The 24444-nt window shown below is 49.8% G+C and carries 25 protein-coding genes and 2 tRNA genes; 18 read left to right on the top strand and 9 right to left on the bottom strand.

What is annotated here, in order from left to right:
- Nucleotides 1–122 precede the first annotated feature (122 nt).
- The 9 genes from Q8P05_04150 to Q8P05_04110 all read left to right on the top strand — a co-directional run bounded on the left by Q8P05_04150 (nt 123) and on the right by Q8P05_04110 (nt 12653).
- Complete coding sequence (locus Q8P05_04150; GenBank protein ID MDP2666664.1) at nt 123–812, top strand: hypothetical protein; 690 nt, start codon at nt 123–125, stop codon at nt 810–812.
- 121 nt (nt 813–933) lie between these two features.
- Nucleotides 934–1389 (top strand): PRC-barrel domain-containing protein, encoded by a 456-nt coding sequence (locus Q8P05_04145; protein MDP2666663.1) that lies wholly within the window; start codon nt 934–936, stop codon nt 1387–1389.
- A 121-nt stretch (nt 1390–1510) separates the two neighbouring features.
- Nucleotides 1511–2107: a hypothetical protein gene (locus tag Q8P05_04140; GenBank protein ID MDP2666662.1), complete on the top strand. Its 597-nt coding sequence runs from the start codon at nt 1511–1513 to the stop codon at nt 2105–2107.
- 57 nt (nt 2108–2164) lie between these two features.
- Complete coding sequence (locus Q8P05_04135; GenBank protein ID MDP2666661.1) at nt 2165–2425, top strand: pro-sigmaK processing inhibitor BofA family protein; 261 nt, start codon at nt 2165–2167, stop codon at nt 2423–2425.
- A gap of 9 nt (nt 2426–2434) precedes the next feature.
- On the top strand, nt 2435–2725 hold the full coding sequence (locus Q8P05_04130; GenBank protein ID MDP2666660.1) for a hypothetical protein: 291 nt from the start codon (nt 2435–2437) through the stop codon (nt 2723–2725).
- Complete coding sequence (locus Q8P05_04125; protein ID MDP2666659.1) at nt 2712–3005, top strand: pro-sigmaK processing inhibitor BofA family protein; 294 nt, start codon at nt 2712–2714, stop codon at nt 3003–3005. Before Q8P05_04130 ends, Q8P05_04125 begins: the two co-directional genes overlap by 14 nt.
- A gap of 96 nt (nt 3006–3101) precedes the next feature.
- Nucleotides 3102–3455, top strand: a complete 354-nt coding sequence (locus Q8P05_04120) for a hypothetical protein (GenBank protein MDP2666658.1) — start codon at nt 3102–3104, stop codon at nt 3453–3455.
- A 144-nt stretch (nt 3456–3599) separates the two neighbouring features.
- Complete coding sequence (locus tag Q8P05_04115; protein MDP2666657.1) at nt 3600–4880, top strand: APC family permease; 1281 nt, start codon at nt 3600–3602, stop codon at nt 4878–4880.
- Nucleotides 4881–4934: 54 nt separating this feature from the next.
- Complete coding sequence (locus Q8P05_04110; GenBank protein ID MDP2666656.1) at nt 4935–12653, top strand: MopE-related protein; 7719 nt, start codon at nt 4935–4937, stop codon at nt 12651–12653.
- Between the two features lie 78 nt (nt 12654–12731).
- On the opposite strand, the gene Q8P05_04105 is transcribed toward Q8P05_04110, so the two are convergent.
- Nucleotides 12732–13010, bottom strand: a complete 279-nt coding sequence (locus Q8P05_04105) for a hypothetical protein (protein MDP2666655.1) — start codon at nt 13008–13010, stop codon at nt 12732–12734.
- A 158-nt stretch (nt 13011–13168) separates the two neighbouring features.
- Between Q8P05_04105 and Q8P05_04100 the strand changes: the two genes are divergently transcribed.
- The 4 genes from Q8P05_04100 to Q8P05_04085 all read left to right on the top strand — a co-directional run bounded on the left by Q8P05_04100 (nt 13169) and on the right by Q8P05_04085 (nt 15742).
- On the top strand, nt 13169–13972 hold the full coding sequence (locus Q8P05_04100) for a hypothetical protein (protein ID MDP2666654.1): 804 nt from the start codon (nt 13169–13171) through the stop codon (nt 13970–13972).
- 63 nt (nt 13973–14035) lie between these two features.
- Nucleotides 14036–14542 carry a hypothetical protein gene (locus Q8P05_04095; protein MDP2666653.1) on the top strand — a complete coding sequence of 169 codons (507 nt, stop codon included), beginning with the start codon at nt 14036–14038 and terminating at the stop codon, nt 14540–14542.
- 62 nt (nt 14543–14604) lie between these two features.
- Nucleotides 14605–14677, top strand: a tRNA-Pro gene (locus Q8P05_04090).
- A 165-nt stretch (nt 14678–14842) separates the two neighbouring features.
- The gene (locus Q8P05_04085) at nt 14843–15742 is read left to right on the top strand and encodes a phosphatase PAP2 family protein (GenBank protein MDP2666652.1); all 900 of its coding nucleotides are present in this window, start codon (nt 14843–14845) and stop codon (nt 15740–15742) included.
- A 212-nt stretch (nt 15743–15954) separates the two neighbouring features.
- Here Q8P05_04085 and Q8P05_04080 read toward each other — a convergent pair whose 3' ends face one another.
- The 7 genes from Q8P05_04080 to Q8P05_04050 form a co-directional block, all read right to left on the bottom strand.
- On the bottom strand, nt 15955–16680 hold the full coding sequence (locus Q8P05_04080) for a cytochrome c biogenesis protein CcdA (GenBank protein MDP2666651.1): 726 nt from the start codon (nt 16678–16680) through the stop codon (nt 15955–15957).
- A gap of 24 nt (nt 16681–16704) precedes the next feature.
- The gene (locus Q8P05_04075) at nt 16705–17265 is read right to left on the bottom strand and encodes a thioredoxin family protein (GenBank protein MDP2666650.1); all 561 of its coding nucleotides are present in this window, start codon (nt 17263–17265) and stop codon (nt 16705–16707) included.
- A 250-nt stretch (nt 17266–17515) separates the two neighbouring features.
- Entirely contained in the window at nt 17516–17803 is a 288-nt protein-coding gene (locus tag Q8P05_04070; protein ID MDP2666649.1) for a hypothetical protein, read from the bottom strand.
- A gap of 23 nt (nt 17804–17826) precedes the next feature.
- On the bottom strand, nt 17827–18132 hold the full coding sequence (locus tag Q8P05_04065) for a winged helix-turn-helix domain-containing protein (GenBank protein ID MDP2666648.1): 306 nt from the start codon (nt 18130–18132) through the stop codon (nt 17827–17829).
- A gap of 139 nt (nt 18133–18271) precedes the next feature.
- Nucleotides 18272–19360: an A/G-specific adenine glycosylase gene (gene mutY, locus Q8P05_04060; protein ID MDP2666647.1), complete on the bottom strand. Its 1089-nt coding sequence runs from the start codon at nt 19358–19360 to the stop codon at nt 18272–18274.
- 30 nt (nt 19361–19390) lie between these two features.
- Nucleotides 19391–19996, bottom strand: coding sequence for a ferredoxin (locus tag Q8P05_04055; GenBank protein MDP2666646.1), 606 nt, complete (start codon nt 19994–19996; stop codon nt 19391–19393).
- A gap of 58 nt (nt 19997–20054) precedes the next feature.
- Nucleotides 20055–21149 carry a hypothetical protein gene (locus tag Q8P05_04050; GenBank protein MDP2666645.1) on the bottom strand — a complete coding sequence of 365 codons (1095 nt, stop codon included), beginning with the start codon at nt 21147–21149 and terminating at the stop codon, nt 20055–20057.
- A 612-nt stretch (nt 21150–21761) separates the two neighbouring features.
- Between Q8P05_04050 and Q8P05_04045 the strand changes: the two genes are divergently transcribed.
- Nucleotides 21762–21834: transfer RNA gene (locus Q8P05_04045), tRNA-Tyr, on the top strand.
- Nucleotides 21835–21951: 117 nt separating this feature from the next.
- Here Q8P05_04045 and Q8P05_04040 read toward each other — a convergent pair.
- Entirely contained in the window at nt 21952–22803 is an 852-nt protein-coding gene (locus Q8P05_04040) for a hypothetical protein (protein ID MDP2666644.1), read from the bottom strand.
- A 245-nt stretch (nt 22804–23048) separates the two neighbouring features.
- On the opposite strand from Q8P05_04040, the gene Q8P05_04035 reads away from it, so the two are divergent.
- The 4 genes from Q8P05_04035 to Q8P05_04020 all read left to right on the top strand — a co-directional run bounded on the left by Q8P05_04035 (nt 23049) and on the right by Q8P05_04020 (nt 24423).
- Nucleotides 23049–23279: a type II toxin-antitoxin system HicB family antitoxin gene (locus Q8P05_04035; protein MDP2666643.1), complete on the top strand. Its 231-nt coding sequence runs from the start codon at nt 23049–23051 to the stop codon at nt 23277–23279.
- 5 nt (nt 23280–23284) lie between these two features.
- A complete protein-coding gene (locus tag Q8P05_04030) occupies nt 23285–23515 on the top strand; it encodes a type II toxin-antitoxin system HicA family toxin (GenBank protein MDP2666642.1) in 231 nt (76 codons plus the stop codon).
- Complete coding sequence (locus Q8P05_04025) at nt 23512–23697, top strand: UPF0175 family protein (GenBank protein MDP2666641.1); 186 nt, start codon at nt 23512–23514, stop codon at nt 23695–23697. The genes Q8P05_04030 and Q8P05_04025 overlap by 4 nt, the downstream gene beginning before the upstream one ends.
- A gap of 219 nt (nt 23698–23916) precedes the next feature.
- Complete coding sequence (locus Q8P05_04020) at nt 23917–24423, top strand: adenylyltransferase/cytidyltransferase family protein (protein MDP2666640.1); 507 nt, start codon at nt 23917–23919, stop codon at nt 24421–24423.
- Nucleotides 24424–24444 lie beyond the last annotated feature (21 nt).

The raw sequence follows: 24444 nt of genomic DNA, 5'->3' as shown, positions 1-24444 counted from the left end.
ATGATGGGAGATTTACTCTTTCATTCTTTTCCTAAATGGATCATCCGGCGCGGGGATTGTTTATATTAGAACAGAATGTCAAAAAAAGTTTGCTTATATAGCTCATCCCCTCCTTTGGTGGCATGGCCAATTCCGTGAGTGAATGGGTCGCCCATTACCTGGATGAGCACCCCTTCATCAAGACCGGCCTGCGCGACGACATCATTAATTATTCGGCGTTGGCGCGCAAACTGTTGCCTGCCATCGAAAAGGACATGGGGAAGACGGTTAACGTGGATTCGGTGATGGTCGCTATCCGTCGATATGGGGAACGGCAATCTACCCGGCTCCATGACCCCCATCTCAGGGAAATGCTGGAAAAAGCCTCCATCACCCTTCAAGATGGGATGTCGTTTGCCATGCTCGAGAACGCGGAGAAAGTGGAAAACATCCTTTTTTCCACCCTCGAAGGGGAACCCTGGGGGTCCACGGAATTCCGCATCATCATGGGGTCATCCTCCCATATTATTGCACTCCTCAAACAAAGCAAGATGACGCGTCTCCTCGAACGCATCCCTCCGCCCGACCAGCTGCGGATTGAACATGGTTTCTCTATCGTGACGATCAAGATTCCATTGGCGGCATTCAAATCTCCCAGTCTCATGAGCGAGGTGTCAATGGAACTCTCCAAGACGGGAATACCCCACATGGTGTTGGGGGTGCCCCCCGAGGTGCATTTTGTGGTATCGGAACATAATAGTGCCCGCGCGTATGCCAGTTTCAAAGCCCTCATTGAAAATGGGCAGGAGTTGAAGACCCAGCAATTATTGTGAAACGGAGACAAGCTCATGATTATCGGGAGAGGACGTTCTGACACTTGCCCCCCTATTTTGTTCTAAATGGAACGGGAGGCATATTAGTCCCCCTCACCGCATGGGATGGGAGGTGATGCGTATGGAAAAAATGAGAACCGGTTTTACTCCGCGAGGAGATTCGGTGAAAGTGAAGGAAATCCTGGGAGAAAAGGTATTATCCCATTCCGGAGAAGAAATAGGGAAGGTCAAGGACATCTATCTCTCTCCCGACTCACTCGTGGTTGAAGGGATCCGCATCGACCGGGGATTGGTGGAAGAAGACCAGTTCATTGGCCGAGAATACATACAGAAAATGACCAAGGAAGGGGTCATCCTGCTTGTGCATCCCGTGACAGAGCTTGAAGGGGTGAAGGTGTTCGACAATATGGGAAAAGAAATTGGCAAAGTGAAAGAAGTGAACCGGGTCGCCGACTCCAATGAAATCGCGACCCTCGTTGTAGATCGGGGATTGGGGAAACCGGATCTCATCGTGCCCAGCGGAAGGATTGACCACGTGGATCAGAATGTATTTCTCAACGTGGAAGTGGAGGCATGAAGCGATTCCAAGAACTAGGAAAAAGAACGGAAAGGACGTGACCATCCAGCCGGATTTTTTTTGGAATGCTGGATGAAATATCGATGAACGAAAACTTGACGCAACACAGGAGGTGAATGGCATGCCATCCAATAGTATCCATCGCGTCGACAAGATCCGTCGGATTGGGGAAGGATTAGAGGGTATCGTGTATGAAGCGAAAGTGGGTTTCATGGAGGGGAATGTCGCTCGCTACCAACATGCGGTGGTTAAAGTATTTCACCCCGTGCTTCCCATCGACCATTCCGTTTGGGGCAACCCAAAAGCCCAATACCAAATGGTCCAGGAGCTGGCGGAACGGAATGAGAAGAATGGTTTGGGTTTGGAAATGGTGCGCTTCCTGTATTATCATGAAGGGCCGGGGGAAAAGATGTTGATTAGTGAATATATCCCCCTATTCCCCATGAACGCCCTCCAGCAACAGGCCTTCGAAGAGGAAGTGGTGCGGCAGGTGGGGGTATTGCGGAGCGAAGGGTATAATGCCTCCCGCGATATGTTCCAGCCGCGCCTCAAGGGGCGGCGGGTGGAAGCGGTGATTACGGACTTCGGTCAATTGAAAGGGAACCCCCTCCTGGACATGACCGCGGAGGCGGCGCAAAACCTGGAGCACGGGTGGGAAGAATTCCAATCCTCATGGATGTCCTTCCTGGAAGAACCTGAAGAGAAGTGGTCGGAATGACAAGCAGAGAAACAATCCATGTTGCGGCGAAAAATGAGGAAAAACGGAGGTGAAAAAATGGCTGAAGTATTGGTATTGGGACCTATTCTTTCATTCGTACTGTTAGTATTGCTCGTGGCCATCGGCCTGCGATTCGTGGGAAGCGTTTTTTGGCTGTTGGTCAACAGCCTCATTGGGGTTATTGCCCTGGCCATATTGAACCTCGCGCCGGTGGTGGATATTCCCATTAATATCTGGACCGTGCTCATCGCCGCCATCGGAGGAATCCCCGGGATTATCCTGCTGCTCCTGCTGGATGTGTTCGGTATTTTGATATAGGAGGAAACCATGCTCCATGTACTTGGAATCATCGTCTTGGTGGGGGGCGTTTTCTTCCTACTCGCCTACGCCGGAATAGGCAAGGATCAGGGAGGGGAACCCATGGATTTCTTCCTTGGACTCGTTCTGGCCATTGCCGGAGGAGTAATGTTGCTCGCCAAACAAGAAGAAACTAAATCCATTCCCCAGGGAGGGGTGAGTCATATTATTAAGGAAGAGAAGAAAGTGGTGACAGATAAAGGTGGCCACCGCGAAATCACGCGGGAGGAAAAAGAGGTGATTGTGGATGAAAAGAAATGAGTTCGCAACAGGAATAATGAATCAACATGGCGCGGCGGGAGGACCTCTCCTGCTGCTGGTGGTATTGGTCGCCATCATCCTGCTCGGGGTGAATGTCGTGGAATCCCTGGGATGGATCATCATCAACAGTCTCGTGGGATTGGTGCTATTGGTGATCGTGAATTTTTTCCCATTCATCAATATCAGCATCAACATCTGGACCATCCTGATCGTGGCCCTGGGAGGAATACCGGGATTGTTGTTGCTGGTGTTACTCGAGCTCGCGGGGATCGACGTCTAATCCAATTGTAAAAAAAATGTGGCGAAATGGGCCCGGTCTTATATAGTCTAGTCTCCCTCCCGTGAGCATCATCTATTATTACGAGGAGGTAGATTTATGGCAGCCAAACGAAAAAAGAGCACGCGCACCCGGAAAGGAGCTCGCCGAAAAGGGAGCATTACTTCGGGGGTCACCCGACGTGTCCGGAAAACCGCTTCAGGTATTTCCAAAGCAGCGACCAACACTGAAAAACGTATCCGCCAAGCGGTAACATCCCCCCGCGCCAGGCAAACCGTTCGGGCCACCCGGGACAAGGCCCATGAGCTCAGGGATGTAGCCGCTATGGTGACGGCCGGCGCGTACGCGGTGGAAGCCGGCGCCAACGCCATCTTAGAAGCATTGGAAACCGAAGCCAAGAAAGCCCATCGGGCCGTTACCAAACCGGCCCGGCGGAAGAAACGGCGACGCTGAATTCATAAGGGGGAAAAATCCCCCACTTCTAATTTTTTTGTCCGCGTGCTATTTTCTTTTTTTAAGGGGGAAATGATTTTTTTAGGGATATGAAACCTGAGAACTACGAGTGGTATTTTTATTCACCAGATGTAAGAATCACACATGGCCCTCACGCGCGAGATTGGGTTGCTCGAACTGACCCTAGCGGGTATCGGGGTTATCCTGGGGGCCGGTATCTATGTGCTAGTGGGGAAGGCCGCGGGGATCGCGCAGGAATATGTGTGGGCGAGTTTTGCCGCGGCAGGATTCATTGCCATCATGACGGGGTTGAGCTACTCGGAATTATCCTCGCGTTTTCCAAAAGCGGGAGCCGAATATGTGTATGCCAAAAACGCCTTTTCTTCATTCTGGGCCTTCCTCATTGGATTGGCATTGGTCATCGTGGGAGTGGCTTCTACTGCAACCGTTGCATTAGGATTCGGGAGCTACCTCTCCGCCCTTACCACGCTGCCGGCTTTCTGGGGAATGATTCTGATCCTCGGACTCTCCACATTGATTATCTGGTTTGGTGCCAAATTGAGCGCGAGCGTGGCGGGTTTTCTTTCCCTTATAGAAATCGCCGGGTTGTTGATCGTAATCTATGTGGGATTTCCCCATTTGGGGGAAGGGTTCGCTCTCCCACCCATTGAATTCGTTCCCACGGTGCTCTCGGCGGCGGCCCTCATCTTTTTTGCCTTCCTCGGATTTGAAGACTTGGTACGATTGGCCGAGGAGACCAAAAACACTACCAAAATAATGCCCATCGCCCTGCTCTTGGCGATCGGGATCTCGACTATCCTTTACATTCTCGTGGCCGCGGCCGCCGTGGGAGTATTGGGAGGGGCCGCCCTGGGAGCGAGCGCCGCGCCCCTCGCGGATGTCGTCGCCACCGTATGGGGAAGCGACTCCTTCCTACTGGTGGGATTAATCGCGCTCTTTGCCACGGGAAACACGGTGCTCCTCCTCCTGCTCGCGGCCTCCCGAATCATGTATGGAATGGCCAAAGAAAAAACGCTGCCCCGCCTTCTTGGTTTGACGCAGGGGCATCAGCCGCGCAATGCCTTGATTGTTGCGGCGGTGCTCGCGGTGCTGTTGGCATCGTACAAAGACATTACGTTTGTGGCTCACGTCACGGATGGATTGCTGTTCATTGTGTTTGCTCTCATGAACCTCGCCCTCATCCTCATCCGGATGAAACCGCGGGACACCTACACGGGGTTTAGGGTTCCTCTCTCTATTGGAAAAATTCCTATCCCCTCGGTCATTGGTTTCATTACCTCGGGCTTCATGCTCATATATGTGGACCAGGACGCCCTGATCTTTGGAATAGCGGTGCTGGTGGCGGGTGCGGCCGCCTATTATATCTTCCATCGCCCCTCGAGTATGAAACGTGGGAATCGGTAAAAAAGGGGAGTTGGTTGGAAATCGGACAATAGTTTATAAACGACATTTTTCTCCGTGCCTTGGTTTCCTATGCGTTGGGCGGGGTTAATCCTATTCCTGTTACTGTTTGCCGGTTTGGTCGCGGCGCAGCAGCAACTTCAAGTAAACCAGGTTTTCATCAAGAACAATAATAGCACCCCCCTGTCTAACGATCCGGTGAATATCCCCATTGCCTTCGGACCCGGGGCGATGACGGTGAGCCAACTGCCCTCGGTGAAGGTGGGCACGCTTCCCACGCAAGTGCAACCCACCTCCTATTACAGCGATGGTTCCGTTCGAACCGCGGTGGCCTGGGTGCTTGCCTCCATGCAAGCGGGGCAGGAAACCATTTACACCCTCTCCACCGGGAGCTCCCCGAACTTTACCTGGGCGCCTGGAGTGGAGGATCTGTTACGGAATAGGAATAATTCTTCATTGAGGATTTTGGTGAGAGATATCAAAGGTGGAGAATATGCTGTTACATTGGATGTCGATGGGATGGGGAATTGTAACGCCAAAGGATATGCAACACCCAAATTTGCTTCTAACTGCGTGGAACTCAAAGAAGACGGACCCGTACGCAAGACTTGGGAAATTCATAAACGCCATGATCCGGTTGCGGGCGGACCTCCCGAAGATTTGAGCTATTTGTTCACGTCGGTATTCTTCGTGTCGGCCTACTCAGGAAAGAATTTTGTGACGGTTGATCATCTGCTCATCAACTCTAACAATTTGGATGAAGATGTGCAACCATCCAATACGGGTGGACCGGTGCAAAATGGCCCGTTATATCAGAACCCCATCCACGGGGTCATATTTTACACTGATATCAAAATGGAGGTCCGAACGCCCGCTACAGCCGATCATGCGATTTACGTGATGGATGAGAGTAAACTCCCGCCATCTTTTTTGGATCCTGCCTCCACGAATACGATGAGTACATTCTGGATCATGCCTGAAAATGGACAACAGATTTTAAGTGCAAACTATAATGAAGGGCCAAATGTAACAAACGCGAGCAATTTCATCGCAGGGGGGCAGGGTTTCCTGACACGCGCCGTAGTCTCGTTCTCCTCAATTAACAAGCATCCAATTGAAGAAAACGGGGTTTCATCTGGAGGACCATTAAAAATGTTCAACCAAATCGACGATGTTTTTTTCCGAGAAATGTTTAACCCGGAGGATTTGAATTCAGTCATATCCTACACTTCCGATGCCAAGTCCCAATATTTGAAAAAATTACAACAGATGAATAATTCCCAACTGGGTCATCGTTTTGGCCAATATGATTACTCAAATGGGAAAGACATATCATCCGGAGGATATTATGACTACTACCATCAGGATTCAATTCTCGCGACTCGATTCTTATTATCTTGCGGAGACCGCTGCGCCACCGATTATCTGCGGACCATGCGATTCATCGAATATGGGCATATCCATACCCCAAACCATTATGTCGGATTCAATCGGGAGGAACACCCGCAGGTTATGGAGTCCCATTACAGAACTACTCCGTATGAACAGAATGGGGGGAGTGGGATCGTTTGCCTTCCGCCACCTTATAACGCAAAGGATGTTTTGGGATATTGTCAATACAATCAAATCCCATCTGGACACCGGACGGATGCCCAAGGACGCAGCGTAACGAGCTACAATAATAACAATAGTAACCAATTTGCCATGTGGCATTCATGGAAATGGCGGGATACCGAACACCTGTCTCTAGCCTATTCGTACTACCGTTACCTGTTTCTAGATGACCACCTGGGGCGCTATTTGACGACCCAATTTATCGAGATCGGAGCATCCCGTTATGAATTTAATCAAGCTGGCGGGCGTGGAACAATTTCCGATCGGGGAATAGGCCGTTCGATTATCTGGCTCTCCCATTCTTACTCTATGACATTGGATCCCATCTACAAATCGATGGCAACAAATCTTGTCACTTTCGCTGATCAAAAAAGGAACAGGCAAGCGGATGGATTGAGAGGCACCAACCCGGCTACCGGGGATTTTTTTCCTGTAAAATATTATGCCTCAATTTTGAGTTGCGAAGCTAGGATAAATTGTGGGGCGAATCAACCATATGTTTGGATACAGCCATATCATGATGCTCAGATCGCCCATGCTTTGGCTGTATTCTACCGTGATGTCCTGACTCCCTCAGATGCCGGCTTAATGACAATGATAAAAAATGCGGTAGCGGATCATTTGCACTACACGTATACTTACGCCTATAAATCCCCGATGGAAGTGCGAAACAGGACTCCCAACCTGGCTATTCCTTCTCAAAACATTAATGAAAGGACTGGCGGATTTAGTGTTTATAACAAACTTATTACCGGGCATAATTCCACCTATCCAGCTGATACCTATACTCAATATCAAGATAATACTCTAACCCAGTTCATTCCAGGTTATTGTAATGAGCTAATTCTTGCCGGCATTTTTCGAAGTAGTGACCCGAACTATTTGAAAAACGGACAACAAGATTTATTTGCTGAATATGTTGGAAAATTCAAAGATTTTATTTCGAGATCGATCATCCACCCCGCAGGAAAAAATCAACAATATTCTGCTGGATCGCAAAATGTGTGGGGTAATGATATATTTTTCGTGGATGATGAAGTCTTTTGCGGAATAACTTTAACTACCGAAGTTCCAAATGACTTGGGTGGAGGATATGTAAATGGAATCTATCAAAATACTTCTCCACACAATTGTGCTGATGCTGATGGTGATACATGGACCACGTGCAACGGGGACTGTAATGATAACAGCGCCAACATCCACCCCGGGAGAAGCGAAGGTAACTCGGCGGATGGCATCGATAACAATTGCAATCAATTGATCGATAAAAACGATCCTTCCCATACAATTGGGGGTGGTTCCACCCCCTTTTGCGGGGACAATATCATCCAGGTTGGAGTCGAAGAGTGCGAGCTCACCAATAATCCCTGCGGCCCCTTGGGGAACAATTCGCCTCCCATCGATCCCAATAATTTGAATCTGGGGGGGTATTGCATCCAGCCCTTCGTTTCCATGCTGGGGGGGAGCAATTGCACGTGTGCGGGGGATACATTATTCCTAACTGGCATCACGTCTAATCCTTCGCCTATTATTCATCCCCCTGGGCAGAATTATACGTTGACTCTCCTGGGTTCGGGTATTGAGCCGGGGGATACGTTGCGCATCGCGAAGGAGAATGCCCCTTCAACAGTGGTGAATTTGACGATTAGCTCTTCTATTACTGCGACGCTTACTACATCTAATATTACTACTTTGGGGGTGGGCAATCATTCGGCTCGGGTGATTCAGGGACCGGATATGTCGAATAGTATTACTTTGCCTATCGTGAGCGCGTCGTCATTCGTTTTGAGCACGGTTACCCCTAATGCGTATGTGACGAGTCAGAATTACAATTCCATTGCTATTTCCGGTTATTTATTCCAGTCGGGGGATCGGGTGGAGTTTCAGGGAGCTTGTGGCACCTCATTATGTTTCGTATCCAAGATTGGGTTGTTTGTCAGCAATGTGGCTCTAACCACGTCGCTCACTACAAGTGATTTGAGCACGCTTGGTTTGGGTATTGGTTCGGTTCGCTTGAAGCGGGGGGCGAATACGTATTCTAATTCATTGTCTTTCTCGGTTTCTGATCCTAATGTACCTACGATTACGGAGCCTTTGGACCCGGATACTATTGGGTATAATGCTATTTCTCCCTGGATTACTGTTACCGGTACCAATTTTGGGAATTCTCCTACGGTGAAGATTGGGAATCCCCCTAATCAGGTGACTATTCTTTCGTCAAGTTCGCAAATGCAAAATGTCACTGGCACAAGTCTAGAGTTCCAGCTCAATAAGGCCAACACTCTGACGCTGGGGGCGACTGATCATCCGGTGACGGTAACCGCCGGGATTTACACCTCGCTTCCTGTGGATTTGACTATTTCCCCCCCCATCATCGATGCGATCATCCCGGATACCATTCCCGCCAACCAGGCCGCGACTTTATCCTTCACTTGCCGATACCCGGGGAATAATCCCAAAATACACGTGGGTTCAAACGTATTCAACTATCCCGGGCAGCCCGCACCCCTCTGCTTCGATGTTTCCCTGACCGCGGTTCAAGTCACTAATTTGGGTGTGGGGACGCACGATGTGCGCATGGAGAACACCGGCGTCTTTTCCGCGCCTTTCCCCCTGAACATCGGCGACACGGGCGGGGCTTCCTCTCCCTACTTTCCCCCCTGGTCGACGCTCGAACCTATTAATGGGATCGCTTTCTCCGGGAGCACGGGAACGGAATTACTGAGTGCCATCAACAACCTCTCCCCCGGGCAGAAGCTCATTGTTCCGGGGGGCACCTATCAGATGCCCAATCCCGCGCGGATTACCGCACAGGGGACCGCCTCACAACCTATTTTCGTTGTCGCGGCCGCCGGTGCCAATCCGGTATTAACCGCGAGTGGGGCGGGAAACGATGTTTTGGCCATCGGCCAAACCGGGAGCGGGATTACTGCGGCCTATTTGGCATTGCGTGGATTTGAGATCACCGGGGGAAACAAAGGAATCATTTTCAATAAGGCCAGTAATATTTGGTTGGATCAATTGCGCATCCACGACACCGCGAACGCGGGTATTCATGGAGGACAATTTAGTGGGATAAACAATTCCTATTTGTTTATTACCAGAAATGAAATTCACAACGTGGGAGAAGGAGCCGGTATCATCAAAGGAACTGCAGTAATGTTTGGAACCATGGGTGGACCACAAATTGTCACCAATGCTGTTATTGCTCTCAATCATATCCATCACACCGGAAAGCAGGCTGCGGGAATCCAATTGAATAGGGGTTCCCATTCCAATTGGGTGGCGGAAAACCATGTTCACCATGCGGCGTACAATTATTATGGCGATTCGGCAGGATATTGGCCCTGCATGTGGTTTGATCTTTCCCACGCGGGAACGTATTTCTCTAACCAACGCAACATCATCGAGAAAAATGTGATCCATGATTGCTCCGATAATGGGGTACAATTCGAAAATGGGAGGCATGTTTTCAGAAACAATTTGGTAACCGCTCGTATTGGGAATAAGGCCATTGACGGTACTCATAATACTGCCTCTTTGGATTATTTGGAAATATCTCACAATACTGTATTCAATACCAATAACGGATATGGCATTGGATTAGTTGCCTGGAACGGTCAACCGGGATTGGTGCTGGCGAATAACGTGGTGTATAATCATCAAGGGAGTCCGGGCGCCTACACGATTCAACTCCTATCGGGAACGAGTAATCAGGGAATATTAGTTGGGAATGTCGTGGCCATGCACCAAACCAATAATACCATCACGAGTGGCGTGCGAAACATGAGCACGGGATATGTAATCGGACAAGGATTAACGGATTTTACAACTCCGCCCAGTACGGGATGGGGAAATAATTATTCGTATGGAGGAAACTTCCTGGGGTTCAGGCCTTCCGACACGGGAGCCATAATCGGCACGGCCAATGTGACTTATTTGGTGCCGGAGGATATTACCAATACCCTCCGTCTATCCCCGCACGAAGCGGGGGCCCTCGATGGATTGGCCGGTGGCGGAGGAGGCGCTCCAACTACCTCCGGAATGAACCCCAATACCATCGCCTACAACGCCCCCTCACCCGTGATTACATTAAACGGAACCAATTTCCCGGTGAGCTGCACGATTGGAACCCTGAAGGTGGGGGCGCTCGCCGTGCCCTGCACGCAGGTGATGATGGTGAACGCCGCACAGCTCACGTATTCCCTGACACCGGCCCAAACCCTTTCCCTGGGAGTAAATGCGCATAACGTGACGGTTACCTCGGGCAGCCAAACATCCAACGCTCAACAATTGGTCATTTCCGCCCCCATATTGCTGAATGTCACCCCCTCGGCCATCGAATACAATACGAATCCCCCCATCAACCTGCAATCCAATTATTTCGGCGCCAATCCCAGCGTGAAAATAGGGAGCGTGACCTTCAGCAGCCCCACCATCACGCTTCCCGACATGCTGCGGGTCAATCCCTCCCTGGATCAAGTGAACAATAATCTGGGGGTGGGCCTCCATACCGTATTGGTCATCAACACCCTCATTAATTCCAATTCGAAGACATTAACGATCACCGATCCCACCCCTACACTTACAAACATCAACCCCAATTCGGTCCAAGTGGGGGGGATCCAGCAATTCACCCTATCTGGGAGCAAATTTACCCCGTATTCCAAAGTGCGCGTGGGTACTCTTCCTTTATTGACACCGGATGCCGTGAACCCCAATGGCAATTCCCTCACGTTTACCCTCACGGCCACCCAGACCCAATTGTTGGGAGTCGGACCCCACAATGTGTTTGTGGTGAATGGGAGCAGGACCTCCAACGGATTGATATTAACCATAACGGAAGCCCCGGCCATCCTCACGCTGATTTCCCCCCAATCGGTTGAAGAGGATTCGGACTACACCATCGCCCTCACGGGGAGCAACTTCCAGACCTACTCTGAAATACTCGTGGGGAATCTCCCCCCTATTTCCCCTAATATTGTGAACCAGGGGGGGACACTATTGCGCTTCAACCTGACGGCGGCCCAAATCCAAGCCCTGGGGGGAGCGGGTTCCACGGGGAGCACGGATTACCCGGTGCGCGTGCGCAACGCTCCCGGAATAGTTTCTAATTCGATGCCTTTGACGGTGACCTCGCAGACCTCGGCCAATAACCCCCCGGGCAACTTCGATGTGGTCGCCACCACGGGTCCCTCCGCCCGAACGGTGAACGTGGCCTGGGACCTTGCTGGGGGAACGGCGCCCGTGGATTATATCCTTCGCGGGATATTGGCCTCCCACCCCATCGCGCTTGATGGAATTATTGATTCCGGCGAGTTCGAGGGGGGCACGGTATGGGATTACGACCAGACCAATCCCTCCAACCCCTTCCTGTTCACGGGGATGGCGAGCACGGATTATTGCTTTGCCGCGAAGGCCACGAATGCGTACGGGTTCTCGTATTCAACCACTTCCTGCGCTACCGCGCGCTCATCGGATTCCCCGCCGGGAAGCTTCACGGTCACCGCAGCCACAGGCACGGCCACGGGACGCGTGAATGTTACCTGGACGAATGCGGGCGGGCAGCCCGCGCCTATCTATATCCTCCGCGGGATTTTGGAATCCGATCCCGTGGCCAGCGGGGGCATTTCCCGGCAGGAATTTGACGATCCGGCCAACAATACCCGGTGGGTAGTGAATTTACAATCGTCGAGCCCCTACACGTATACGGGGATCCCGGAAGAGGGGTATTGTTTTGTGGTGCTCGCTGAGAATATTAGGGGTGATTCGTTTTCCAATACAAGTTGTGCGGATGCCCGCGCGGCGCCCGAGCCTCCACCCGGGCCCGGGGGCGGTGGTGGTGACAGTGGGGGCGGTGGTGGTGGCGGCGGTGGCGGCGGCGGTGGTCCTCAAACGTGTGTGCCGACGCTCGAGTTGTGCGATGGCATCGACAATGATTGTGATAGCCAAGTGGATGAGGGGTGCCCCATTTCTACTATTTCGGCGTGTACGAATGAAGTGAAGGATGTGGGGGAGTTGGGGGTGGATTGTGGGGGTATCTGTCCCAATTTCTGTTCGGTGAGTCTGCCTAATTCCATTTATGCGTTCGTGGTGGCGTTGGCGAGTCCTATTCTTTATTTGTTTGGTTTAGTGCTCAAGCTCTTTGGCCTGGCAACATGAGATAAAATTGGGCGGCATTCAATTTATTTGGGGAAAATAGTTGGAACAACTATATGAGTTATTTTTTTCTCCCAGGATTTACACGAAGTCAACGACGCGTCCCCGGCCCCCCGAAACGAGGAAGAGGGCGATGTGGTAAGCGAGGAGAAGAACAAGGACAACCCCACCCATCTGGAATAATATTTCCTGGGAAAAAAACCCCTGTAGAATCGCGGCGAACCAAATACCTACAGTGAGGAACAGAAGGTAATCGGAAAGCGTGTACCTCCCGAACGCCAAACCCTGCTTTACCTCGAAGTGGCGAACCTGGTGGAAAAAGCGCTGGCATTTCTCGGTGAGGGTCATACGATTAGTCATATGGGAAATACATTCCTCGGGGATGGCGGATATAAACCATTAGGCTCCTGCTTGGGAAAAATAGGGATAGGGGTTCCCTCAATGAAATAGGATAAGAGATGGAGGAGAAAGCGGCCCCTCAATACGGATTTATAATGGTCCAGCCCCCCAGTATACGAATGGAACCCGGATACGTTGATTTTCAGGTGGAATTGGGGAATTGGAATGAGAGCAAGCGCATTCCTATTGTGGACGACATCCGCACGCCTGTCCAATTGGGAATATTTCCCATGGCCCTCAGGGGGGCGGATGCTGCCATCGACTCTTACCTGGGGAAAGCTGTTTCCCTGGTTGAGGTGGATGCAATACTCGGGGAGGCCTTAGGGGAACCTAATCCGGACAAAGCCTTTCCTATGCTCACGGCGCGCAAGATGGGGCAAGCCATTACAACGGCCACCGATCAACCGGGGTGGCAGGCCAAAGAGAAGAAGGAGATGCAGCAATTCATCCGCGCTCGGTGTGCGCGGAAGCTGATTGAGCGGGAGGGTTTGAGTGTTAGCTATGGCGGAGTATTCCCCCCCATGGACGTGCACGGAGGATTCATCCAGTTCATCGCCAACTATCCCAAATGGAAATGCATCAAGAAATACCGCATTACTGAGGGGGCGGATCCGCGAACATTCATGGAATTCATGTCCTCCTACAAAGTGAGTTTGGAAAATCGATTCGAGGCTTATCTCCTGTCTTTGGGTGGAGAGCAACTCCCGGGGCTGGTTGAAAATGCCCCGGATAAAACGGCCAAACCGAGTGCGACTTTATCCTACATCAAAGAAATGGCATCCCGGGAGGTTAAGGATGACCATTTGCCTTCCTATGCCTCCACATATTTGGCACGCAAACTGTTCCGCATCCGGGGTTTATTCACAGAAGCCTCCCAGATAGAGATACCGGGACTCAAACGCTTGCTCCGGAAGAAAAAATGACCTTTTTTTCTTTGGGGATGGTCACCCTCCTTTATTTACTCCCGGGGGATTTTTTTCCTTGTAATGGAACCTAATATCCCCCCTCTCGCTCCGGGAGAAACCATCCTCCATGAGATCAAGACGAGTCCGCGGACCATCACCTACTATTCTATCCTCGCCTCGCCCCTCATGGGGGTATGGTTCATCGGTCTCCTCATTTTTCTCCTTCACACCTATCGCACCAACGCGGGGAATTGGAAGATTTTCCTCTTCCAAGCCATTGTCATTGCGGGTTTGGCCTTGCTGGTGGGAGCAGTAATGCGGTGGCTGTGGCGCGTGGACGTGCTCCAGAGGGACGCGTGGCTCACGGATAAAGGATTATGGATGAAAACCCCCACGCGGGTTTTCTTCATTCCCTATTTGGCGATGGTGGGGGTGAAGGCCACCCAAGACTGGGCCTCCTCCCGCATGGGTATTGGAAAAATCACCCTCACTTATCGGGAGGGTGAAATGTACCAGAAAGTCACCCTCATTGGGGTGGAGCATGATGGGGACGTGGCGCAAGAACTTCAATCCCGGATTCAACCATAATCATTTGAAAATCCCCACCACAGTAGATAGTTAAATCTTGCCCGACCAACTACTAAGTAGGGGGGACCGTCGTCTAGCCTGGTAGGATGGCAGCTTTGGGAGCTGTTGACCTCGGTTCAAATCCGAGCGGTCCCATGTCTTTTTTTTCTTTTTTTCGCGAGCCTTTTTTTAAAAGGCTCCGTGTTCAGGGACGAGCGGTCCCATGTCTTTTTTTCATTCGATCGTTCGACCTACCAATAGGCTCAACGTCCCATCGAAACACCCCCATTCCTTTTTATTTGGAAATCCATTGGTACCCGCATGCAGGTCCCTTTTCCATTCGAGGTCGCTTTCTCCCAGCTCCTCCAATCCTCCGCGTCGCCCCTAGTGACGGGCTTCATGATTCTACTCACCTGGTTAGGGTCGCCAGTATTCTGGGGGGGCGTCATCCTGTGCTTGTATTGGATGCATCGCCGTCCGATGGCCTTGCGAGTATTGCTCGCCCTGATTATTGCGGGCGGGGTCACCGAGGTACTCAAGTACTCGGTGGCGCGCCTGCGACCGGGAATAGACTACGGGATCAAACCATTATATGTGGATGGAATGGGAAAATTCGGTTTCCCGAGTGGGCATGCCATGCTGGTAAGCACCCAATTCAGCCAGATGATGACAGAAAAATGGGTGCCCCCTTCTTTCTTGGGAGTGGGGGTATTGCTCGTGGTCCTCGTGGGATTGTCACGCGTATATTTGGGGGTGCACTATCTCTTGGATGTGGGAGTTGGAATAATTCTTGGAACCCTCATCGGCATCATCCTTTCCAAAATCACCCACCAGGCCTTGCTCATCCAAAAGATTCGCGCGCGCCAGAATGAATTGTTAATCGGACTCATAGGTATCCTCGGTTTGGGATTGTTTCTCGTGTCCCCGGATTCAATGATATACGCGGGCGCTATCTTCGGATTCATCGCGGGTTTCATGTTGTATGAAGAACGATCGTCTCACACCCCTTTGCCATTCACTGTTCCCACCGTTATCCGCCTGGGAGGGGGTTTGCTCACTACCGGATGGTTGGCCTGGGAAGTCTATGCGCAGATATCCCTAGTTCCGGGATATGAAATCGTATCCTTCGCCGCCTTCTTCCTCATAGGAGTGTATGCCACGTTGGTTTATCCATTGGTGTGGGAACGTTTTTTTGACCCTTTTATTTCCAAAAAAAGGTGATGGAAGAAAAAGGATTTTTTTTTTGTTCCGCAGATTCTCCCTAGAGCATTTGCAAAAATCTCCCTTCTGGATCGGCCAATTCTCCTTTCCGCGAAACCAAACTCGAAAAAGAATTTCCCTATGCGGCCGGCTGCACGGTTACCTCGAACGCGGGGCGTTCGCCAATGAAATGTTCGAATGTGGAAAAGAGGATGATTACTCATTTCTATTTTTCAATTCCCCATCGCCCACTCCACGAAGGGAGCGGTGAGCACATTCGCCAACACCACCAATTGGCCCGTGAAGACGAGGATTCCTAATATTACCAGGAGCAAACCAAATATCCAATTAATGATTAGCAAATGAGGCGAAAGCCACTGGATGATCCCTTGCGCGCGGGTGATGAAGGCGCCCACCAGGAGGAAAGGGATGCCTAAACCCAGGGAATACGCGAGCATGAGAGGCAACGCCACCCCCGGATTAGTGGCCGCAAGGGTGAGCACGGTTCCTAAAACGGCGCCCACGCAGGGAGTCCAGCCCACCGCGAAGGCCGCTCCGAAAAGGAAGGCCGTGAGAAACGTATACCGAGTTTGCGTGACTTTCAATTTATGCTCGCGCTGGAGAGCGGGGATTTTGATGTAGCCCATCATCATTAATCCAAATATGATAATGAGCGATCCCCCAATGAAACCCAAATAGGACCGCACATCATACGCATAGGTTTGGAGCACGCTCTGGAGCAACACCCCCAAAACTGAAAAGACCACGGAGAAACCCAGAACGAAAAACAGGGAAGCGAGAAAGATTTTGGTGCGCTGTTCCTTAGTGATCTCATGGCCCTGTTGGAGGGTCGTGCCCGCGATAAAAGTGAGGAAGGCTGGGAGAAGGGGCAAAACGCAAGGGGATAGGAATGAAACCAAGCCAGCGACGAAAGCAATGGGTAAGGTGATGTCGACCATGGGAGAAGCTTCCAGAGATATACCTTATGCGAAAGCCCCTATTTTCTCCACCACATCCTCCTCGGACCAGGATTCCTGGGAACGCAAGAGCACTATTTCCTGCGCATCAACTACAAGGTGGGTGTGCTGGTAAATAATATTGAATTTCTTAGCCAAAGCCGATTCATCCGCATCGGTATCGGAATCATTGTAATTCACGCGGAAGGCCACGAGGTTGTCAGATTGGATTTTGACTAAACCGGATTCAAGAGCCGGCGCCTGCGCGCGGCAAATAGGACACCAATTGGCATAGAATTCAAGAAAAATGGTTTTACCATCAGCCTTAGCCTGCGCATACGCCGACTGGGTGAATGGCACATATTGGAGGAATGGAGAAACGCTCGCATCGTCTATTATTCCCATGGATCCGTTTTCCGTCTTGGACATGGCCTCCCCATCCGTGTCCATCATGGCATCCCCATCCTTTTTCATGGCCCCGGATTCATTCACCATGGACGTTTCCAAATCCGATTCGGGAGCGGTCGCGGCCAGGCAACCGAAGGTGAATAGGAACAATCCAATGCCAAGCATCATCGTGGTTTTCATGCGATAACCTTCCTGTCCCAATCGAGGACGATGAGGGAATGCGAGTGGGCTGGTATATATGAATTATCCCCATTTGGGCTTTTTAGAAAACGAACTTTTTAAAAAAAAGTTCGATCAAAAAACGACTCCTTTTTAGAAAACAATTCGATCAAAAAACGGGCCCTTTTTATGAAAAGGATTGATCAAAACGGCTCTTTTTAGAAAAAAGAGGCGCTACCATTTCGCCCACCATTTGATTGGGAATAAGTGGTCATTCCTTCCACGCGGAATACGCCAGGAAGGCCAGGGCCAGGGTTTCGATGAGCTTCAACACGAAAACGTGGGTGGCGGCCATGGCGCCATATAATTCTCCCCCCGTGAAATGGAGAAAAATCCCGGCTCCATTCTGGAGCAGGAGGATGAGGGAAAATACCAACAACCCCGCCCCCACCAGGGTGGGGAGGGCGCGGTAGTTCTGCCAATAGATGCTCCCTAATCCCAGGAGGAGAAGGGCGTTGAGCCCTTCAAGGTAAAGGGTGAACATCATGAATTCTTCCATAGTCTATTCCTCTTCCTCGCGTGTTATAAGGATTCTCCCATGTCGCTTACCATACCCCGGAAGATGGCTTCCTGGTCGGGAGTGAATGTCACCACGTACACTGCGCCATACCCATCGCCTTTCTTGAGTACGAGGTTCTGTTTCTGGAGCTTTTCCAAATGGTACAAGGACGTTTTGTAATCCACCCCCAACTGCTTGGCCAATGCCAATGGATTCAAGGGTTGTTTAGCCAAAGTCACCAGGATGCGCCCCCGCATTCCCCCACCTCGACTGGCGAGCAATGCGAGGCGGAGCGCCCGCATGAACACCCGATCTTCCCCATGTGGCATGGGTATGGGAGGAACGCTAATATTAAAGAAGCCTGCTCCTAAACGATGGAAAGTAAATGGAAAAAGAGGCTCCATTCAAAGAGAATATCGGGGGTTCGCCGCCTTCACCACGAAACATTCCATGGTATCAACGTTTTCCTCATCGCGCGGTAGATCTTTGCTGGGAGGCAGAAGTTTCTGAATTGGCAACCGGCGAAAAAATGAGGTTGAACATCTTCTGTTGGACCCCTGAAAAAGGTTTTTTTTCCAAATGGGCCACCGGAACCCAGTGCCCCTGAATGGCTTTTCCAATCGGGCGGCCGGAAAATACGTGCACGTGCTGGGTGAAATGCGAATAGACGTGTTTTACGGTTCCCAACCGGTCACTCAGAATAACCGGAAAGCCGTTGGCAAGGAAATTTTCCTCAATATCCGATATGGATTGGGTTAACGGAGCATAGGGAATGGTGGGAAACTCCCAGAGACCTTTCAATAAGGCTTCATGACGCTGAATGAGAAGAAACTGATCCTTTTCTCGGATGACCACCCCTGCAAAAATGCGCGACACGGGTTTCTTCTTTTTGGATTTCACCGGGAATCGGTTTTGCGTGCCATTGGCATAGGCTGTGCATCCCGAATGTAACGGGCAAGCGCCACAAGCGGGTTTTTCGGGGGTGCAAATCAGAGCCCCCACTTCCATCAACGCCTGGTTGAACGCCCGTGCCTGACCGTGGGGAAGGATTTCTATTAACTTCCGTTCGAAATGGATTTTCGTCTGGGAAAGGGTGACATCCCGCGTATCCCCCCAGACGCGGGACATGACCCGCAATACATTCCCATCCACCACGGGCACATCTTCCCTAAAGGCAATACTGGCCACGGCGGAAGCGATATAGGGTCCACATCCCTGGAGTTGGAGGAGGTCATTTTTGGATGTGGGAAACACCCCCTTTTTTTCCTTCATCACGGTTCGAGCGGCGGCGTGCAGGTTCCGCGCGCGGGAATAATACCCCAACCCCTCCCAGGCTTTCAATACGTCCTGGGAATCGGCATCCGCCAATGCGCGGAGGGAGGGAAATCGTTTCATGAATCTTTCATAGAAAGGAAGCATCTGCTTTATCTGCGTCTGCTGGGCCATGACCTCGGACACCCAGACCTGGTAAGGGTTGTAGGTCTTTCTCCAGGGAAGAGGGCGCTGGTGCGTGGCGAACCAACGCAGGAGTTTTCTGGTTGGAAAGGGATTTGGCATCCTATCCTAACACGGGACGCCTATTTAGGCCTATTTTTTTAATGGCCTCATAGTGTGGAGCTCGTCATCCTGCACATACGCCAAACCCATTCGAAGGCAATGGTAGGCCTTTTCTAGTTCCCTACCCAGATAGGCATAGTGCTCGGGACGTAACCCCAAATCCTGCTGAGCCAGGGCATGGTATACCGCAATAGGGGTCTGGCCCACCACTTTTAGCACCATCCTATTTTTGGAGGTGCAGAAGCCGACTTCCAATTCGTCTTTTTCGGGGATGGTGCGGAGGAGGAAATAGCCCTTCTCATCGAGACGAAAATCGCGGGCATCATCATACGTCGCCCGCACCTCTTTAACCCCCTGCGTGTCCAGCTTATCCGTCACCAAAACGTCCCCGGAGGAAACATTCTCCACCTTGAATGCATTCACGGGGCAGGAAGCGGCCGCATCCATCGCCCGACGAATCATGGGATCATCCCCTTCTATCACGCGGGAAAAAAGATCATTCCCGGCGGGGGTTCCATGTCGGAGAATAGCCTTCTGAGCGGTGTCATCGAAACCGAAGGTATTAGGATCGGCGCTCACACAGGATTTGGCTGCAATGCATTTGGAACGGTCGAAGGTGATGCGGATAGGGGTCATATCCGAAGGGTGGGAAAACAGGCTTATAAGGGATTAGGGGCATTCCCCGACTCATCATCTAAGCGGGGAGGAAATTGAACGCCGAGAAATGGGAGGTACCCTGAAACGATTCCATCCCCAATTCTCCGGTGCGCCGGGAGGGGAGAGTATACGATAATAGATAGGCCCCATTGATGAACAACTTCACGATGCGGTTATTCACCTCGTACTTGACGCGGTAGGTCTGCCCTGGGATTATTGTAAAAGGGATTTGGCGATAGGAACGAACGCCATTCTGCCAATACTCAATTCCCGCCTTCTGCCATTGGTTGGTCAGGAAAACCCCAGAGAAATTGAACCCATCGATGAAATCGAAGAACAACCGGCTACCCCAGGCCGCATTTACTATTTTCACATCCGTCTCCACGGTGAAAGCGGATTTATTGGACGAATCCTCACGCCTATAAAACACCCTCCCATGGTGACCCAGGGACAAGATATCATTGTCAGTGAGGGACATGCCATTATTCCACATGGAAACGTATGGGAGAGCCCACCCATCCGGGCGCCCGCCAAAAAAAGGCACGACCCAATTGGCGCCGAAGGCATTCCCGCCCTTCTCCACCCAGATTTGGTTGATGGTGAACGCGAAATCAGGTTGGGCGGCTGTATAATACACGAGCACCTGCACCCGACGAATATCCTGGATGGAGGGCCTTCCAACGACCGAGGAGGGGGCCTCCAGATCGAAGGGCACCAATTGCGCGCCCACGAAATAAGAGATGTTGTATGGCTGAGTGGTAATGTATTCGAAATAATTGGACGCATCGCTGCCCAGGCGGACACGAATATCGGTGAGATGAGTGGCCACCGAGGGCTTGAACCACAAATACATCATGCCCCCGCGGTTCTTGTAAACACCTAGATTCTGGGACGATAGATTCGTATGCACCGAGGCCCGTTGACTGGAATGGCGGGAAACATCCACATTGGTGCGGAAGGCCGCGTCTCCATTTTTATGCAAGGAATCGGATTGAATAGAAATGGCATCATACGCCGGCACCCACCCCTGGGGGGATGTATTATCCAAAACCCGGTAATGGGAGGCATACGACGAGAAATCGTCGGCCAGCGAAAAAGCAGGAATAGCTAATCCTATCACGAAAAGGACCATTAGGCTATGGCGAAGAAACCCCATTGAAATACCTCCCCAGGTATGGCGGGAGGGAAAAGCAATCCCAATATAAGCCTTCACCCCGCGACGAATCGAAATTAAACAATCGACGGAAGGCATTTTCGTCCGTGAACCTAGGGGGTTATGTGGGCAATGGGAAAGAAGAGGGGATCCTTATCCTTACTCTAAATATCCAAATCCTCCCTTTTCCATATCCCCTCTCAAAACCCTTAATCCAGAATCACGCAGGGTTTTTTCCCCGCCCTATTAAAAGGCTTTTCTGGACCCAATCCTTTTGCCGGACCAAATTCCATATGGTCGTTCGGGGTCGTGGTATTGCTTCGCAATACCACTCTGACTCGGCAAATCTTTTCGAGTCCCCTTGTTCGGTGTATGGAGTTAATTAAGATTTCCGCCTTACCAAAGTAGCTCAACCTTTTTAGAAAAAAGGTTGATCAAAAAGGTGACCTTTTAGAAAAAAAGGTTGATCAAAAAGGTGACCTTTTTAGAAAAAAAGGTGATCAAAAAAGTGAGTGCGGAAAGGGTTCCCGCCTTGGTAGAGTAGCTGAGCCTTTTTGGAAAAGGCTCGCGATAACTGAGATGGGAAGAGTTCCCGCCTTAGCATAGTAGCTAATGCGTCCGGCTGTAGACCGGAAGATCCCCGGTGCAAGTCCGGGAGGCGGGACTATACCTCAAACTCTCACACATCGGGCTGTCTCGTCGGACAATGAATGTTAACTTTTTTTACGGCGGACACTTTTGGTCTTTCATCAATCGTTCCCGCTTTCTTGTGTCATCTTCACTATTTTCCTTTTTTTTCCCGTCTATAGCGGTACTCGATTATTTGTTCATTAATTTTTTCATAAATTAGGAAAGGTACGCTTATTGGAAAACTAAGAGCGATAATAACAGCATTTTCAAAAGCTGAATTCCAATTTGTTCTCAAATTAAAAAAATCTTTTCTGTGCTCTTTTCGAATAAAGTTTTCCGGGAATAATTTTTGTGGAATATTTGTTTCAGCTACATCATTTATAACAACATGTCCATGTCTTGTTTTGTTATTCACAACAACCACAAATGCTTCTCTACCAAGCGTAATACCAATCTTACTGGCTTTACTATTAAGTTCTTGTATTTGCTTATCAATCTCATCTGGATTACTAATCATTCTGTCCTTTCCCTTAACAAAATAGTGCATAGTTCTTTCAGTGAGGTCTTTAGGATGCATCCCTTTGGTGGTTAAATTGCGATAGTTCTCGTCTTGTATTTCTTGTAAATCGTGGACAATATTGTATTCTTCACCGTTTCGTCTTCGTGTTAAATCACTCAACATTAACGAAAAGGCTTTATTGCTAGGATCGCGAAAAAGATGAAAAAAGGGGGTAGTTGGAAATCCTAGTTGATGTAATAATTTCAGGTGATAGTAGGAGGAAACGGCTTCATGATTTGCCGTTCTTGGTGTTCCCTTGAATCTTTTTACTATCATCGGACGTGAACGTTCATTCCGAAAAAATTGTCCCCTACGAATAACTCCTTGTGCTCCTTCCCCAATTTTTGAACCAACTTGTATCGCTTCTTTCCGCCTCTGCGCTTTTCTCCAAGTTCTCCACCGTGTATGAATGCTAGCGCCAATTCTTTTGTATGTGCTTTTCATTGCATAACGAACGCTATATTTCTTTATAATTCACTATCTGCACCAAAAGGTGTGTTAGAGTTTAGCAAAGATAAGCGATGCAGCAGCCGAGCCTGTATTCAAAGAAAGATCCCCGGTGCAAGTCCGGGAGGCGGGACTAATTCTATTCACAGACTCAACCTTCGGTTTCGTCCCGCCGGACAAATAAACGTTTTTTGGCGGTTTTCATAAGAAAAGGTTTTATTCTGTAACTGGAGAGTCATACTATGACAAACGAAAAAATGGCTAAACGGACCTTTACGATGGTTATTGAAAAAGACGACGAGGGTTGGCTTGTGGGGGAAGTTCCTGAGTTGGAAGGGTGCTACACCCAGGCCAAAACAATGGATGAATTATTGAAGCGGATTAAGGAAGTAATTGAACTTTGTCTGGAACGTAATAATGAGCATGAAGTTTCATCCTCTCGGTTTGTAGGATTGCAAGTCGTTGAGGTGTAACGACTTTGTCCAAAGTCTTTTCCGGCAAAGAGTTAGCCAAGATTGTCATCAAGCTTGGGTTTACTGAAAAAAGAGTTAAAGGAAGTCATCATCAGTTTGAACATGCGGATGGAAGGGTGCTGACCATCCCCATTCATGGAAACGAACCCGTTGGAACGGGAATTCGAGATAAGATTATCAAAAAAGGATTGAAAATGGAAAAAGAAGAATTCTATAAGTTAGTTGAGAAACTATGAATAATCTAGAAAAAGCGGTCAAGCAATACTCCGAAAGCAAAGTGAGCATAGGAAGGGCCGCGGAGATGGCTGGGATAAGTATTTGGGAAATGATGGATGAGCTCAAGCGAAGGGGGATACCTAATCCTCTGACAAAAGAAGACTATGTGGGCGGCTATGCAATTGAAAAACTATTAACATAATAGAAACTGCCGGAAGCTTGGGAAAGATAAGATGAGTCAGTCGAATAGCATAAACTGCACTAAATACACTCATAGTGAGGCAGAAGCCGAACCTGTATTCCAAAAGACCGGAAATTCCCAGGTCGCAAGTCCGGGAGGCGGGACTATAATTTATTAGAGTGTTCGAATTTGCAGATACTTTTCAGCATCGTTTATTAATTTCGGATAAATGATTGAGTGATGATTGGGGTTTATTGGGGTCGATTTAATCCTCCGCATAAAGGGCATTTGCGTGTCATAAAGGGAATTTTGAAAGAAGTAGATAAATTATTTGTAGTAGTTGGTAGTGCTGAATTTAGAAATACAAAAAGGAACCCATTTGATGGAACTGAAAAAAGAAAAATGATGCAAGCCTATTTGAAAGAAGAGGGAATCGATTCAAATAAAGTGAAAGTTGTCGTAGTTATGGATGGAAAATCATATTCTGTGGGTATTCAAAATCTATTTGAGTGCTGCGGCCAATTTGATGTATTGTATACTGATAAAGAAACGGTTATCAAACTCATTCGAAAAAAGGTAAGAATTAAACGAATAAAACGGGCGGGGACCATTTCCTCCACTAAGATTAGGGACGCCATCGCTTTTAACCAATCCTGGGAGCAATTTACTGGAAAATCGGTTGCAAGACTAATCAAAAAATTTAATGGAATAAAACGGATCAAAGAAGCATATGGAATTAGGGGATAACCTGCCTGTGGCATCGAGAGA

Source organism: Candidatus Diapherotrites archaeon (assembly GCA_030688545.1).
Lineage (GTDB): Archaea > Iainarchaeota > Iainarchaeia > Iainarchaeales > VGJJ01 > VGJJ01.
This window is presented reverse-complemented; position numbering and strand designations above follow the sequence as displayed.

Bases quoted from the DNA above. Each gene is read 5' to 3' on its own strand.
- Q8P05_04150 (MDP2666664.1), top strand. From the start codon at position 123: ATGGCCAATTCCGTGAGTGAATGGGTCGCCCATTACCTGGATGAGCAC.
- Q8P05_04145 (MDP2666663.1), top strand. From the start codon at position 934: ATGGAAAAAATGAGAACCGGTTTTACTCCGCGAGGAGATTCGGTGAAA.
- Q8P05_04140 (MDP2666662.1), top strand. From the start codon at position 1,511: ATGCCATCCAATAGTATCCATCGCGTCGACAAGATCCGTCGGATTGGG.
- Q8P05_04135 (MDP2666661.1), top strand. From the start codon at position 2,165: ATGGCTGAAGTATTGGTATTGGGACCTATTCTTTCATTCGTACTGTTA.
- Q8P05_04130 (MDP2666660.1), top strand. From the start codon at position 2,435: ATGCTCCATGTACTTGGAATCATCGTCTTGGTGGGGGGCGTTTTCTTC.
- Q8P05_04125 (MDP2666659.1), top strand. From the start codon at position 2,712: ATGAAAAGAAATGAGTTCGCAACAGGAATAATGAATCAACATGGCGCG.
- Q8P05_04120 (MDP2666658.1), top strand. From the start codon at position 3,102: ATGGCAGCCAAACGAAAAAAGAGCACGCGCACCCGGAAAGGAGCTCGC.
- Q8P05_04115 (MDP2666657.1), top strand. From the start codon at position 3,600: ATGGCCCTCACGCGCGAGATTGGGTTGCTCGAACTGACCCTAGCGGGT.
- Q8P05_04105 (MDP2666655.1), bottom strand. From the start codon at position 13,010: ATGACTAATCGTATGACCCTCACCGAGAAATGCCAGCGCTTTTTCCAC.
- Q8P05_04100 (MDP2666654.1), top strand. From the start codon at position 13,169: ATGGAACCCGGATACGTTGATTTTCAGGTGGAATTGGGGAATTGGAAT.
- Q8P05_04095 (MDP2666653.1), top strand. From the start codon at position 14,036: ATGGAACCTAATATCCCCCCTCTCGCTCCGGGAGAAACCATCCTCCAT.
- Q8P05_04085 (MDP2666652.1), top strand. From the start codon at position 14,843: ATGCAGGTCCCTTTTCCATTCGAGGTCGCTTTCTCCCAGCTCCTCCAA.
- Q8P05_04080 (MDP2666651.1), bottom strand. From the start codon at position 16,680: ATGGTCGACATCACCTTACCCATTGCTTTCGTCGCTGGCTTGGTTTCA.
- Q8P05_04075 (MDP2666650.1), bottom strand. From the start codon at position 17,265: ATGAAAACCACGATGATGCTTGGCATTGGATTGTTCCTATTCACCTTC.
- Q8P05_04070 (MDP2666649.1), bottom strand. From the start codon at position 17,803: ATGGAAGAATTCATGATGTTCACCCTTTACCTTGAAGGGCTCAACGCC.
- Q8P05_04065 (MDP2666648.1), bottom strand. From the start codon at position 18,132: ATGCCACATGGGGAAGATCGGGTGTTCATGCGGGCGCTCCGCCTCGCA.
- mutY (MDP2666647.1), bottom strand. From the start codon at position 19,360: ATGCCAAATCCCTTTCCAACCAGAAAACTCCTGCGTTGGTTCGCCACG.
- Q8P05_04055 (MDP2666646.1), bottom strand. From the start codon at position 19,996: ATGACCCCTATCCGCATCACCTTCGACCGTTCCAAATGCATTGCAGCC.
- Q8P05_04050 (MDP2666645.1), bottom strand. From the start codon at position 21,149: ATGGTCCTTTTCGTGATAGGATTAGCTATTCCTGCTTTTTCGCTGGCC.
- Q8P05_04040 (MDP2666644.1), bottom strand. From the start codon at position 22,803: ATGAAAAGCACATACAAAAGAATTGGCGCTAGCATTCATACACGGTGG.
- Q8P05_04035 (MDP2666643.1), top strand. From the start codon at position 23,049: ATGACAAACGAAAAAATGGCTAAACGGACCTTTACGATGGTTATTGAA.
- Q8P05_04025 (MDP2666641.1), top strand. From the start codon at position 23,512: ATGAATAATCTAGAAAAAGCGGTCAAGCAATACTCCGAAAGCAAAGTG.
- Q8P05_04020 (MDP2666640.1), top strand. From the start codon at position 23,917: ATGATTGGGGTTTATTGGGGTCGATTTAATCCTCCGCATAAAGGGCAT.